Consider the following 14,702-nt stretch of genomic DNA (forward strand, 5'->3'; position numbering starts at 1 on the left):
TCGCCTCACCTCGGCGCCGGGACGGCCGATGCTGCGGCCATGTCCCTCCCGAAGCCGGAAGCAGCCGCCGGCCATCGCCGGTTCGACCTGCCGATGGTGGCTGTCCTGGTGCTCTGTGTGTTCCCGCTGAGCTGGTTCGCCGCCGGGGTGTCCCACCGTTGGGAACATCCGCTGATCGGCTGGCTGGCGTTGCCGCTGCTGCCGGCCCTCGGCTGGTACGAGTGCCGCCGGACGTCCCGGGACACCCGGCTGGACCGGGACACCCGCCGCTTCTGGGCCGGGCTGTCCGTCGGCGCGGCGCTCCTCGTGCCCGCCTCGATCGGCAACATGGCCGACGTGTCCGGCGGGACGATCCCGGTGGAACTCAGCCCGTTCACGCTGATGATGTTCGGCGCGTCGACGGTGGTGGTGATGTGGACCCTGCTGCGGCTGCCCGCCTGGCAGCGCAGCTCCGGCGACTGGCTGCGGTTCGGCCTGGACACCGGCATCGTGCTGCTCACCGGGTCGGTGCTGATCTGGCATCTCTCGCCGGAGTCCGGGCATCCGGCCGAGGTGTCCCTGTCGGCGCTGATGGTCACGCTGGTGTCGGTGCTCTGCCTGATCCCGTTCGTCAAAATCGCGTTCGCCGGGGCCGGACAGTTGGACCGCCGTTCGCTCTGTCTGCTGGCGGCCGCGGTCGCCGCGTCCGGGACCGCCGGGGCCCTCGCGCCGGTCCTTCCCGGCACGCACCTGACCAGTGGCCTGCTGGCGTACCCGCTGACGCTTCTCGGGGTGGTCCTGGCCGCCCGCCGTCAGCGGCGGGCGGCTGCCGGGGGCGGGACCGTGCGTACCGCGCCGCGACGGTTCAGCCTGCTGCCCTACCTGGCCATCGCCGTGCTCTACGCCGCCCTGCTCAAGATCGAGATCCCGCGGGGTGGGGACGAGACGCTGATGGCGCTCGCCGTCACCGTCCTGACCGGGCTCGTCGTGCTGCGCCAGATCACCACACTGCGTACCAACGCGGCACTGCTCGACCGGCTGGATCACGAGGTCACCCACGACCCGCTCACCGGGATCGGCAACCGGCACGCGTACCTCGAGGAGGTCTCGGCCCGGCTGACCGCCGGCGAACCGGTGGTCGTGGCGCTTCTCGACCTGGACGACTTCAAGGACGTCAACGACCGGTTCGGGCACCACACCGGTGACGACCTGCTGCGCACCATCAGCGACCGGGTGCGGCGGCGGCTGCGCCCGCAGGACACCGTCGCCCGGCTCGGCGGCGACGAGTTCACCCTGCTGCTGCCCGGCATGGACGAGGCCGCCACCGAGGAACTGCTGCGCGGGCTGCTCGCCGCGGTACAGGAGCCGGTGCTGGTGGACGGGCACGAGATGGCGCCCCGGGTCAGTGTCGGCGTCACCTCGGGTGTGCCCGGCGACTCCCCCATCGAGTTGCTGCGCCGGGCCGACGTCGCGATGTACGCCGCCAAGAGCACCGGCGGCGGCCGGCGCGCCTGGTTCGACCCGATCATGGACCAGATGGCCGACCTCGACGCCCGTCTCGCCGCGGACCTGCGGCAGGCCATCGCCCGCGACGAACTGTCCCTGGTCTACCAGCCGATCGTCGAGTTGCCCGGTGGCGGGCTGGCCGGGGTGGAGACGCTGGTCCGCTGGCGGCACCCGGAGCATGGCATGGTCTCGCCGGCGGTGTTCGTGCCGCTGGCCGAACGCAACGGCTACATCGTCGAGCTGGGCCGCTGGGTGCTGGAACACGCGGTCCGGCAGACCGCCCGGTGGCGTGCCGAGCACGGTGACACCGCCCCCGGCAAGGTCAGCGTGAACGTGTCCGCCCGGCAGCTCAGCGAGCCCGGTTTCCCGGAGGAGGTGGCGGCCCTGCTGGCGGCGGCCGAGCTGGACCCGGCGCTGCTGGTGGTGGAGGTGACCGAGACCGCGGTGATCGGCACCGGGATCGCGTTCGACGCGGTCCGGCGGCTGGACGCGATGGGTGTCCGGATCGCGCTCGACGACTTCGGCACCGGACACTCGTCGCTGAGTCTGCTGGTCGAGTGCCCGGTCAGCTGGCTGAAGGTGGACAAGTCGTTCGTCGACGGGGTGACCATGCAGAGCCCGCAGGCGGTGATCGTCGACGGCCTGATCGGGATCACCCGGGGCCTGCGCATGCACGCGGTCGCCGAGGGGGTGGAGACCGCGGACCAGGCGCGGCGTCTGCACGAGGCCGGTTACCGGTTCGCCCAGGGTTACCACTTCGCCCGTCCGATGCCCGCAGCCGATCTGACCGCGCTGCTGACCACGCAGGAAACGGTCAGCGTGTCACTCTCCTGACCGATGTGTCAGTCGGGGGAAGGTGCGCATGACGGTTCGGCAGAAGCTGCTGGGCGGATATCTGCTGGTGGCGCTCCTGGTGGCGGCCACCGCGCTGATCGCCTGGCACGCCGAGCAGGCGTCGGCTGAACGGGCCGCCGCCCAGGAGGCCGTGCAGCTGGCCCAGTCGGTGGCGCTGGACATCGCGCAGGGCTATCCGACCGCCGAGGCCAACGACATCCCGTCGCCGCTGTACTACACGCCGACCGCGCTGCAGCGTTATCTCGAGCGGATGCACACCGTGCAGCACCGTGACCTGCTGGTGGTCGACTACGCCGAGTACATCATCGCCGACGTCGACGCCACCACCGTCGGCTCGGTGTACCGCGGCGACACCGGGCACCAGGTGACCGCGACCATCGCCGACGGCACACCCCGGGTGTTCGTCGAGGGCGGGACCGTCAAGCAGGCGGTGGTGCCGCTGTACACCGCGGCCGGCATCACCCTGGGCGCGATCATCCTGGAGTACACCCCGCTGTACGAACAGATGGTCGGCGGCGCCCGGCACGCCCAGATGATCATCCTGGTCAGCGCGCTCGTCACCACCGGCCTGGTGCTGCTGCTCGGTTTCCTGGTCGGCGGTTCGGTGACCCGCCGGATCACCTCGCTGACCGGCGCGGTCGGTGTGATCCGCAGCGGCGACTACACGCACCGGGTGCCGCCGGACGGCCGCGACGAGATCGGCCGGCTGGCCCGGGCGTTCAACGCGATGGCCGAACAGCTGGACCGGTCGGCCCGGGAGATCCTGGCCAAGGAGTACACCGACAGCATCCTGGCCAACGCCGGCGAGGGGATCTGCGGCGTGGACGGCGCCGGGCGGATCGCGTTCGCCAACGAGGCGGCCGGGCGGATCACCGGCCTCGGCGTGCACGGGCTGCTGCAACGGGAGGCCACCATCCTGCTGCCGGAACCCGGCGAGACGCTCACGGTGGGCACCCGCGAGGCCCGGGTGCAGCGCCCCGACGGTACGGCGGTGCATGTCGAGTACACGGTCAGCGCCATCGAGAAGGACGGCCGGCCGATCGGCGCGGTGATCGTGCTGCGTGACGTCAGCCGGCAGCGGGCCCTCGAGTTCGACCTGCGGCATCAGGCCCTGCACGACGGGCTGACCGGTCTGCCCAACCGCAAGCTGCTGCTGGACCGGGTGGAGCACGCGCTGGTCCGGACCCGGTCGGCGGGTGAACGGATCGCGGTGCTCTACCTCGACCTGGACGGCTTCAAACGGGTCAATGAGAGCCTCGGGCACAACAACGGCGACGTGCTGCTGCGGACCGCGGCGGAACGGATCGCCGCGCTGGTCCGGCCGCAGGACACCGTGGCGCGGCTGGGCGGCGACGAGTTCGCCGTGCTGCTGGAGCCGGCCGACGCGGCGCTCGCCGAGGCGGTGGCCCGCGACTGCATGGACGTGCTGTCCCGCCCGTTCCTGCTGCACGGCCGGCAGGCGCAGCTCACCGTCAGCATCGGGACGGTGGTCGACGCGTCGGACGCGGCGGACGCCGACGAGGTGGTGCGCAACGCGGACGTGGCCATGTGCGCGGCGAAGGAGCAGGGACGCAACCGGTTCTGCGTGTTCGAGACCCGCATGCACGAGCAGTTGCTGCGCCGGCTGGATCAGGAGGCCCGGCTGCGGGCCGCGGTCGGGCGCGGCGAACTGCGGGTGCACCTGCAGCCGGTGGTGGACATGCCGGGCTCGCAGATGGTCGGTGTGGAGGCGCTGGTCCGCTGGCAGGACCCGCAGCGCGGGTTGCAGGCGCCGGGCTCGTTCATCCCGCTGGCCGAGGAGACCGGCATGATCGTGGACATCGACCGGTGGATCCTGATGGAGGCGTGCCGGGTGGTCCGCGGATGGCAGGAGGAGGATCCGCGGACCGCGCCCGCGTTCGTCAGTGTCAACCTGTCGGCCGCCAACCTGGAACAGCCGGACCTGGTCGATCAGGTGCGGCACGTACTGGCGCAGACCGGTCTCTCCCCGCACTGCCTGGTGCTGGAGCTGACCGAGACGGTGATGATGCGCGACATCGCGGTGACCTCGGAACGGCTCGGGGAGATGCGCGCGCTCGGCGTCCGGATCGCCATCGACGACTTCGGCACCGGGTATTCGTCGCTGGGTTATCTGCGGGACATCCCGGTCGACGTCCTCAAGATCGATCGGTCGTTCATCACCGGGCTGGTCGGCAACCTGCGCCAGCAGGAGCTGCTCACCGCGGTGCTGCAGCTGGGGCACACCCTCGGCCTGCGGGTGGTGGCCGAGGGTGTCGAGGACGCCGAGCAGTTCACCCTGCTCACGATGATGGGCTGCAAGTTCGCCCAGGGCTACTTCATGGGACGGCCGGAGCCGGCCGAGCAGTTGGCCGCCCGGCTCTCGGCCGCCACCGTGTGATCACTTCTCGACGAACACCGCCACGGTCCGGCCGGGGACGGAGAGGACCCCGTCGGTGACCGACGAGGTGCGAACCAGCGGATCCGCGGACGCCGCCTGCACCGGGTGCAGGGCGACCTTCCTGCCGGCCAGCGCCGGGACCCGTTCGGTGACCGTCGACGGCGTGGCGTTGAAGACCACGGTGATCGACTGCCACTGCCGGTCCAGGCCCCGGCCGTCCAGCCGCATGGTGATCACCCCGGGGGTGCCGGCGGCCGGGAACGACAGCCGTTTCTGCACCTCGGCGGCGGTCGGCAGGCCGAACACCGGCGACGACCGGCGGATCCGCAGCAACTCCTGGTAGCGGGCGTCGGCCGACCCGATCGTGGCGCAGTCCGGTTTCAGGGCCGGGTCGGCCAGCAGCGGGCGGGCGTACCCCCACTTCGTCTCGTTGTCCGCCCGCGGCGGCAGGCCCTTGCCGAACCCGTTGCCGGCCGCGCAGTCCCAGAGGATCTCGTTGAACCAGTCCCCCGAGTCGTAGGAGTTGCGGTCGAGCGACTTGGACCGCAGGCGCTCGCTGCCGGCGGTGACGAATCCGGCGCCCTGCCCGAGCGCGGTGGTCGCCAGCGCCACCGACTGGGCCCGGGACCGTTCGGCCGCGGTGGTGCCCTGCGGCAGCTTGTAGGCGAGGGCGTCGTAGAGGATCTCGTTGTCGTGGGCGTCCACATAGGTGATCGCCTCGCCGGGCGCCGCGGTGTACCCGGCCGGCACGCCGTTGTAGTCGACCTGATCGCCGCGGACGGTCCCGCCGGTCACCGAGGACGGGAAGCGGTAGCCGGCCAGGTTCCCGGACAGACCGACTTTGATCAGGTCCTGCTGGTGCAGCAGACGGGCCTGCTGCTCGGCCGCGGTGCCGTTCACCGGGTCGCCGTTGGGGGCGCCGGCCAGACCGGAGGCGAAGCCCTGCACCCGCGGATTCTCGTCGAACGGTCCCCCGCCCCGGACCGCGTCGCGCAGCCGGTCGTTGAAGGTGCCGATGCCACTGCCAGCCAGCTCGGTCTGGGACGCCTGGACGAAACGGGCGTTGTCCGCCACCTCTCCGAAGTTCCAGCCTTCCCCGTACACCAGGATGTCTCTGCCGTTGATCCCGTCACGGGCTAGGGTGAGCCTGTCCAGGGCCTTGCGCACCGCCAGGATGTTGCCCAACGGATGGTGGCCCATCAGGTCGAAACGGAAACCGTCCACCTTGTACGCCTTCGCCCAGGTGACGACCGAGTCGACGACCAGCTTGCCCATCATGGTGTTCTCCGGTGCGGTGTTCGCGCAGCAGGTCGAGTCCGCGACCGAGCCGTCGTCCAGCAGCCGGTGGTAATAACCGGGCACGATCTGGTCGAGCACCGATTTCTGGTCCGTCCCGGCCGCCGCGGTGTGGTTGTAGACGACGTCCATCACCACGCGCAGGCCGGCTTTGTTGATCCCGGTGACCATCGAGCGGAACTCACGGATGCGCTGGTCGGGGTCGACGGCGTAGCCGCCCTCCGGGACCGTGTAGTGCAGCGGGTCGTATCCCCAGTTGTATCCGTCGGTGGCCGCGACCTTCGCGATGCAGTCCTGCTGCTGATCGGAATCGGGCGGCAGCGCTGCCAGGGCACAGGGCGGACGCTGCTGATCGGCGCGCCGTTCCGGGATGGTGGCGAAGTCGAAGGCCGGCAGCAGGTGCAGGTGGGTGACGCCGGATCCGGCGAGCGCGGCGAGATGCGTCATCCCCGCCGTCCCGGGATCGGTGAACGCCTCGAAGGTTCCCCGCTTCTCGGTGGAGACCGTCGTGTCGGCGATCGAGAAGTCCCGCACCGACAGCTCCGAGATCTGCGCCTTCGCGGACGCCTGGGCGGCCGGTTTGCGCAGGGTCTTCCAGCCTTCCGGCGCGAGCGCCGGGTCGGTCAGGTCGGTGAGGCGGCTGCGGGCCGAGTCGGTCGAGACATTCGTCGAGTACGGGTCGGAGACCGATGCCGTGACGATCCGGCCGGACGCGGGTTGCCAGGCGGTGACCCGGAACGTGTACTCGGCGCCGGCCGGGGCCCGTGCCGACCAGATTCCGGTCCGGTCGTCGCGGGTCATCGCCACCGCCCCGGGGTGGAGCTCCAGGTCGACGTTCTGCGCGGTGGGCGCCCAGACCGACACGGTGTCGCCGTGCGGGCCGAGCGTGGCGTCCGCGGCCGGCGCGTAGAGGTCGTCCAGCGCCCCGGCGAGTTGCACGCCGGTCGCCGAGAGCAGCTTGCCGTCGGCGTCGCGTTCGGTCACCACGACCTGGCCGCGCAGGATGTCCTTGACGTCGTTCTTCCCGGTGAGCGTGAAAGCGCCGTGCTGCCACAGGTGCGGGAAACGCTCCCGCTGCGCCTCGGTGATCCCGGTCCGGCGGGCCGACAGCCGGGCACTCCGGTAGGCGCCGGTCAGCTCCCCACCGGCGACGCCGATGCCGCCGGTCCGCGACCAGACCAGGTCGTAGACCCTGCCGTCGGTGTTCGCGCCGACCGGCTCCAGGGTGCTGCCGGTGCCGGTCTTCCAGGCGATCGTCGACCGGTCCATCCAGACCGCCCGGGACTTCGCGACGTCGATCTCGCCGGCCCCGGCCACCGTCTTGACCAGCGGCAACAGACGCGTCTCCTGACCGGCCAGCAGCCACACCTCGTGTCCCGCCCGGGCGAGGTCGAGCGACTGGTCGGTGGGCAGGTCCTTGGTGTCGCCGTTGTGCAGGATGTAGCTCAGCGAGGTCGCCCCGGCCGCCAGCGGCACCTCGAACACCGCGCCGTAGGAGTCGATCCGGGACGGGAGCAGCGGGCTCGCCCAGTCGGTCGGGTTCGCGGCACCGGACCAGACGTGCAGACCCCAGCCGTCGTAGTTCCCGTCGGCACGCCGCCAGTGGATGACCGCTGTCGAATCGTCCGCGGGTGGGCCGGGATCCGCGGACTCGTGGATCGTGGGGTCACCCTGCTTCAACCAGATCTCCGGGTGAGCGCCGACGTCGATCGTCCGGTCGGCGTCGACGTCCTTCACCCCGTCCTTGTCCACCACGATGAAGCCGACACTCCGGGCGCCGGGCTTGAGCTTGACGTACGCGAACCGCCCGTAGGAGTCCTCGCCGGCGAACGGCTGCCCGGCCGGCCAGGTGGTCGTCATCGACGGGTCGACGTCACCCCGGACGTAGAGGCCGTAGTCGTCGTAGTCGCCCGCCGGACGCTGGTAGTGGACCACCGCGTACCCGGCTGAGGTGGTCGGTGCCGGGGTGCCGACGGCGATCTTCGTGGTGGCCTCGGCGAGGCGGCCCCGGCTGTCCCGGACGACCGCCTTGTATCGGACCTCGGTGTTGCCGGCCAGACCGGTCAGGTCGTGGTGGATGCGGTACGGGGCGCTGGTCGCGGTGCCGAGCAGCTGCCACGCGCCGCCGGCCACCTGGGCGGCGAAGGTGACGGTGGCCAGCGGGTCGGTGGTTCCGGTCTCCGCGACGATCTCGGCGCGGGTGGTGTCCCGGGGTGCGGTGAGGGCGATCGTGGGTGTTTCTGTGGGGATCTTTACCTTTTGGCCTTGGTAAACCGCAGTTGATAGGGCGGGGACCGTGATGGTGATCCTGTTGTTCGCCTCGATCCTTCCGTTGTTCCCGTAGATCGCGGTGAACGTGCCGGTGGTCGACGTCGGGAACGTGACGGTCTGCGCGGTGGTCGCGTTGTTGACCGCGACCACGTACTCCGTCCGCTTCGACCGGTCGAACCGGGAGGTGGCGAAGACGCCCTGCCCCTCGGCCGCGTACCGGGTGACCTGCACGCCGTCGACCAGCGCCGGATGCGCCCTCCGCAGCTTCGCCAGGCCGGCGATGGTCCGGTACACCGGATGCGCGGTGTCGAAGTTGTCCACCGCGTGCGTCCGGTCGGTGCCGATCAGGTCGTCGTCCAGGTACTCCGCGGTCCGGCTGGCGAACATGTCCTGCCGGGCGTCCCGGTCACCGCCCGGCCCGGTGAAGCCCTGCTCGTCACCGGAGTAGACGACCGGCTGGCCGCGGGTCAGGAACATCAGCTCGTGCGCCAGCTGATCCCGCTTGAGCTGCGTCTCGGCGGATGCGGCAGCCGCGATGAACGACCCGATCCGGCCCATGTCGTGGTTGCCGAGGAAAGTGGGCAGACGGTCCGCGCCGGTGTCCCGAGCGGTGTAGAGGTCGTCCTCGGCGTACAGACCCTGCAGGGCGGTGGCCGGGCTCGCCCCGGTCACGAAGCCCTTCGCCGTCTCCTGGAACGAGAAGTCCAGCGTCGCGGGCAGACCACCGCGCCGGACGTAGGTCGATTCGATCTCCTGGTCGGCGCTGTAGACCTCGCCGAACATGAAGAAGTCCTTCTTGCCGGCCTTCGTCGCGGCCGCCTCGATGCCGGGCGCCCACTGCTGCCAGAACTCCAGGTTGGAGTGTTTGACAGTGTCCAGGCGATAGCCGTCGATGCCGGTGTCACCGATCCAGTCGGCGTAGATCTTCGTCATGCCCCGGACGACCTCGGGGCGTTCGGTGAACAGGTCGTCGAGGCCGTAGAAGTCGCCGTACTCGCTGTTCTCTCCGGCGAAGGTGGAGTCGCCGCGGTTGTGGTACATCGTGACGTCGTTGAGCCAGGCCGGGGTCTTGGCCGTCCGATCCGAGGCCTGCGGATATATCGGCGTATAAGGGAACTTGCCGATCGGTGGGAAGGTTTTCGCGGTCGCGTAGTTTCGATCCTCGAACGGTTGGCCCTCAGCGTCCACATAGGGCTTCTCCGACTTATCCACGTACGCGTAAGAGTTTTCCGCATATTTGATGACGTCGGCTGTGTGGTTGACGATGATGTCCAGGAAGATCTTCATGCCCCGGGCGTGCGCCAGCCCGACCAGAAGCTTCAGATCGGCGTTGGTGCCGAAATGCGGGTCGACCCGGGTGAAGTCGGTGATCCAGTACCCGTGGTACCCGGCTGACACGTCGTCACCCGTCCCCTGCACCGGCTTGTTCTCGAAGACCGGGGCGAGCCAGATCGCGGTGGTGCCCAGCCCCTGGATGTAGTCGAGGCGGTCGATCACACCCTTCAGGTCACCACCGTGGTAGAAGCCCTTGTCGGTGGGATCGAGACCGGTGGTGAGCCGGTCGCCGGTCAAGCCGCCGGTGTCGTTGCGCGGGTCGCCGTTGGCGAACCGGTCCGGCAGGACGAAGTAGAACTGTTCACCGCCGGACGGCCGGTCAGGCCGGTCGGAGCCCCAGGAGGCGATCACTGCCGCGCTCGGGTCGGCCTTTGCTGCGGCCTCTGCCGCGGGCCCTGCCGCGGCCTTTGTTGCGGCCTTTGTTGCGGCCGGCTCCGCGGTCGCGGCGGCGGGAACGGCGATCACGGGAAGAAGGAGACCGAGCAGCGCGGCACCCAGCCGGCCGCGTCGGGACAGGTTCGGCGCCACAACGCACCTTCCGATTCGAAGACATAGACAATCGCGTATCGGTTCTGTTGCCGGGACGTTAGCAATCCCTTGCAGCGTTTGGAAGGCCTTTCAGCGCCGTGCCGGGGCAGACCGCCGAGCACTACAGTGGGACCATGCGTGCGCGAATGGCCGATATCGCCAAACAGGCCCAGGTCAGTGAGGCGACGGTGTCGCGGGTCATCAACGACCGCCCCGGCGTCTCCACCGAGACCCGGCAGGCCGTGCTCACCGCGCTCGACGTCCTCGGCTACGAACGCCCGGAACGCCTCCGCAAGCGCAGCGCCGGCCTGGTCGGCCTGGTCGTCCCCGAGCTGGAGAACCCGATCTTCCCGGCGTTCGCGCAGGTGATCGAGTCGACGCTGGCCCAGCACGGATACACGCCGGTGCTCTGCACCCAGACCCCCGGCGGCGTCACCGAGGACGAATACGTCGAGATGCTCCTCGACCGGCAGGTCTCCGGCATCGTGTTCGTGTCCGGCCTCTCCGCCGACACCACCTCCGACCGGTCCCGATACCAGCGGCTGCTCGACCGTCCACTACCGATCGTGCTGGTCAACGGCTTCGCCGCCGGCCTCGAGGCGCCCTTCGTGTCCTGCGACGACCGGCTCGCCGGCGACCTGGCCGTCTCCCACCTGCTCGCACTTGGCCACCGGCGGATCGGCCTGATCTCCGGCCCGAACCGGTTCGTCAACACCCAGCGCAAGATCCAGGGCTACCGCGCCGCGATGGAACGGGAGACCGGCCTCTCCGGCGCCGACGTGGACTCGTGGATCTCACTGACCCTGTTCGGCGTGGAAGGCGGCGAGGTCGCCGCCGACCGGCTGCTCGCCCAGGGCGTGACCGGCATCGTCTGCGCCTCGGACATGATGGCGCTCGGTGCGATCCGGGCCGCACGGCGCCGCGGACTGCGGGTGCCGGAGGACGTGTCAGTGGTCGGCTTCGACGACTCGGCGCTGATCCCGTTCACCGACCCGCCGCTGACCACGCTGCGCCAGCCGGTGACGTCGATGGCGGTGGCCGCGGTGCGCTCCCTGGTCGACGAGATCAACGGGCATGGGGCGCCACACTCGGAATACCTCTTCCACCCGGAACTCGTCGTGCGCAACTCGACAGCCATCGCACCGGCCCACGCGTCCCTGGCAGCGCCCGCCTAGGGCCGCATCGGCCCCGGTCGGCGGCTACCTGCCTGGCCTCCCGTGCCTGGGGATCCGGGTGTATCGGCCGGGCGGGAATGCCACCACGGCGCGGGTTGACCTCGGAGGCTCAGGACACGGGAAGCGCGAACGGCATGGCGGCACGTCACCGCCGGGGTGTGACAGCCGGACTCAGCGGGGAACGACCTGCTCGACGGCCCACTGACGCCAGTTGTCGAGCTTGTGCTCCACGACGGCGAGCTGGTCGGCGACCGGGCCGGGACCGGTGGAGCCCGGCGTGGTGCGGGCGGCCAGCGCCGAGGAGACCGACAGGACCTCGCGCACCGACGGGTCGAGGTGTTCGCTGACCGTCTTCAGGTCGTCGTCGGTGACGTCCTCGAGCTCGCAGTCGCGGGCCGAGCAGAGGGCCACCAGCTTGCCGGTGATCTCGTGGGCGTCGCGGAACGGCACGCCCTTGCGGACCAGCCAGTCGGCGACCTCGGTGGCCAGCGAGAAGCCCACCGGTGCGGCGGCGGCCAGGCGGTCCACCCGGACGGTCATCGTGGAGATCATCCCGGCCAGGGCCGGCAGCAGGAGCTCCAGGGTGTCCACCGCGTCGAAGACGGGCTCCTTGTCCTCCTGCATGTCCCGGTCGTAGGTGAGCGGAAGACCCTTGAGCATGGTCAGCACCGCGACCAGGCCGCCGACCAGGCGACCGCTCTTGCCGCGGGCCAGCTCGGCGATGTCCGCGTTCTTCTTCTGCGGCATGATCGACGACCCGGTGGCGAAGGCGTCGTCGAGCTCGACCCAGCCGAACTCGGTCGAGGTCCAGAGGACGATCTCCTCGCCGAGGCGGGACAGGTGCACGCCGATCAGCGAGGTGATGAAGAGGAACTCGGCGACGAAGTCACGGTCGGCGACGGCGTCCATCGAGTTGGCCGCCGGGGCGGTGAAGCCGAGCTGCTTGGCGACGGCCGCCGGGTCGAGCGGCAGGGACGAGCCGGCCAGCGCGCCGGAGCCCAGGGGGCTGATCGCGGTGCGGACGTCCCAGTCGCGCAGACGCTCCAGGTCGCGCAGCAGCGGCTGGACGTGCGCGAGCAGCCAGTGGCCGAAGCTGACCGGCTGCGCGTGCTGCACGTGGGTCATGCCCGGCGCCGGGGTGTCGACGTTGCGGGAGGCCTGCTCGGTGAGCGCGTCGGCCAGCTCGATCAGCGCGACGGCCACGCCGCGGGCGTGGTCACGCATGTAGAGCCGCAGGTCGGTGGCGACCTGGTCGTTGCGGGACCGGCCGGCCCGCAGTTTGCCGCCGAGGGCGCCGAGGCGCTCGAGCAGCCCCCGCTCCAGGGCGGTGTGCACGTCCTCGTCCTCGATCGTGGGACGGAACTCGCCGGCCGCGCAGGCGGCGTCGAGGTCATCCAGCGCGGCGAGCATCCTGCCCAGCTCGTCGGCGTCGAGCAGGCCCGCGTTGGCCAGGACCCGGGCGTGCGCGCGGGAGGCGAGCAGGTCGTAGGGCGCCAGGCGCCAGTCGAACTGGACGCTCACGCTCAGCCGGGCCAGCGCCTCGGCCGGGCCGCCCGCGAAACGCGCTCCCCAGAGCCGCGTCGGCTCGTCGCTCTCCGGCACACCGTCTCCTCGGTCGCTCACTGTATTTCCCTGACCCTATCGCTGAGAGCCTCATGCATAGCGTGAGGCCTGGCTGCATAAAAATACTATCAGCATGATAAAGTTGCAACATGAGCAGCCTCGATCCCACCGGCCTCGACCTGACAGGCGACGTGGTCGCCCTCACCCGCGCCATCTGCGACATCCCGTCGGTCAGCAGCGAGGAGAAACAGCTCGCCGACGCCGTCGAGTCCGCCCTCTCGGCGTTCCCGCACCTCGAGGTGCTGCGTGACGGCGACGCCGTGGTGGCCCGCACCAGCCTCGGACGGCCGACCCGGGTGGTGCTCGCCGGCCACCTCGACACCGTCCCGATCAAGGACAACCTTCCGGTCACCACCACCGGCACGGGCGACGACGAGATCCTGCACGGCCGGGGCACCGTCGACATGAAGGCCGGCGTGGCCGTGATGCTGCACCTCGCCGCCGCGCTGGCCGAGCCGCGTTACGACGTGACCTACGTGTTCTACGACCATGAGGAGGTCGCGGCCAAGCTCAACGGCCTGGGCCGCCTGGTGCGCAACCATCCCGAGTGGCTGGCCGGCGACTTCGCGATCCTCGGTGAGCCGTCCGACGGCACGGTCGAGGGCGGCTGCCAGGGCACCATGCGCATCAAGATCACGGTGCCCGGGGCGGCCGCGCACGCCGCCCGGTCCTGGCGGGGCAGCAACGCGATCCACAGCGCGGGGGCGGTGCTCGACGTGCTCCGGGCCTACGTGCCGCGGCAGCCGGTCGTCGAGGGCCTGCAATATCACGAGGGGCTCAACGCGGTGAAGATCGAGGGCGGGATCGCCGGCAACGTCATCCCCGATCTGTGCACCATCCACATCAACCACCGTTTCGCGCCGGACCGGGACGTGGCTGCCGCCGAGGCCCACCTGCGGGAGGTGTTCGCCGGCTTCGAGCTCGAGGTCACCGACGCGGCGCCGGGCGCACGGCCGGGCCTGGAGCAGCCGGCCGCCAAGGAGTTCGTCGACCTGGTCGGCCGGACCCCGGCACCCAAGCTGGGCTGGACCGACGTGGCCCGCTTCGCGACCCTGGGCGTCCCGGCGGTCAACTTCGGGCCGGGCGACCCGCTGCTGGCGCACACCGACCACGAGCACGTGCCGTCCGCCGAGGTCCGGCAGGCCCTCAAAGTGCTGACCACCTGGCTCTCCTGAGTCCGGGTCGCCGCTCGTCGGTGGGATCGGACCGGATGCGGGCCGGCCCCTCCCGGCCTTGCGCCGGGTTGACGACGGCTGGACACGTTTCGTGGACAACGGCCGTGTGGTGACTTGGGCACGTAGCGCTCTCCACGCCTCAAATCACCACACCCCGTCAGCCGTGTTGATTTGGGGCGCGCAGCGCGCCATAACTCAACACACCCCGTCAGCCGTGGCGACTTCGGGCGCGCAGCGCGCCCTAACTCAACACACCCCGTCAGCCGTGTTGATTTGGGGCGCGCAGCGCGCCATAACTCAACACACCCCGTCAGCCGTGGTGACTTCGGGCGCGCAGCGCGCCGCAAATCAACACACCCCGTTCGCTGTGGTGACAGTGAAGGCGCCTGGCGCGGCTGAAGTCACCACGCGGACGGGCTTCGCACACTGACCACGAAACGTGTCCAGCACCTGGAGACGGCACGTTGCGCCCTGAAGACGACGCCTTGCGCCCGGAGACGAGACGACACGTTGCGCCCGGAGACGAGACGACGCCTTGCGCCCGGAGAGGACCCGGATCTC

Annotated in this window: 6 protein-coding genes; 4 read left to right on the plus strand and 2 right to left on the minus strand. The window is 70.5% G+C overall.

All coding sequences use genetic code 11. The features are described from left to right. The first annotated feature begins 39 nt into the window (after positions 1 to 39). Both WH85_RS18390 and WH85_RS18395 read left to right on the plus strand, forming a co-directional pair. Complete coding sequence (locus tag WH85_RS18390; RefSeq protein WP_045743135.1) at positions 40 to 2,319, plus strand: putative bifunctional diguanylate cyclase/phosphodiesterase; 2,280 nt, start codon at positions 40 to 42, stop codon at positions 2,317 to 2,319. Positions 2,320 to 2,347: 28 nt separating this feature from the next. Next, positions 2,348 to 4,738 (plus strand): bifunctional diguanylate cyclase/phosphodiesterase, encoded by a 2,391-nt coding sequence (locus WH85_RS18395; RefSeq protein ID WP_045743136.1) that lies wholly within the window; start codon positions 2,348 to 2,350, stop codon positions 4,736 to 4,738. On the opposite strand, the gene pulA is transcribed toward WH85_RS18395, so the two are convergent. Next, the gene (pulA, locus tag WH85_RS18400) at positions 4,739 to 10,168 is read right to left on the minus strand and encodes a pullulanase-type alpha-1,6-glucosidase (protein WP_045743137.1); all 5,430 of its coding nucleotides are present in this window, start codon (positions 10,166 to 10,168) and stop codon (positions 4,739 to 4,741) included. Between the two features lie 134 nt (positions 10,169 to 10,302). On the opposite strand from pulA, the gene WH85_RS18405 reads away from it, so the two are divergent. Then, a complete protein-coding gene (locus WH85_RS18405) occupies positions 10,303 to 11,343 on the plus strand; it encodes a LacI family DNA-binding transcriptional regulator (RefSeq protein WP_045743214.1) in 1,041 nt (346 codons plus the stop codon). Positions 11,344 to 11,514: 171 nt separating this feature from the next. Here the strand turns inward: WH85_RS18405 and argH are convergent, their stop codons facing one another. Then, positions 11,515 to 12,966 carry an argininosuccinate lyase gene (gene argH, locus WH85_RS18410; protein ID WP_045743138.1) on the minus strand — a complete coding sequence of 484 codons (1,452 nt, stop codon included), beginning with the start codon at positions 12,964 to 12,966 and terminating at the stop codon, positions 11,515 to 11,517. Between the two features lie 89 nt (positions 12,967 to 13,055). Here argH and dapE point away from each other — a divergent pair, with 89 nt between their 5' ends. Further along, positions 13,056 to 14,141 carry a succinyl-diaminopimelate desuccinylase gene (dapE, locus tag WH85_RS18415; protein ID WP_045743139.1) on the plus strand — a complete coding sequence of 362 codons (1,086 nt, stop codon included), beginning with the start codon at positions 13,056 to 13,058 and terminating at the stop codon, positions 14,139 to 14,141. Positions 14,142 to 14,702: the final 561 nt, after the last annotated feature.

The sequence above is a fragment of the Actinoplanes rectilineatus genome (genome assembly GCF_000962825.1).
GTDB classification, from domain to species: Bacteria; Actinomycetota; Actinomycetes; order Mycobacteriales; family Micromonosporaceae; genus Actinoplanes; species Actinoplanes rectilineatus.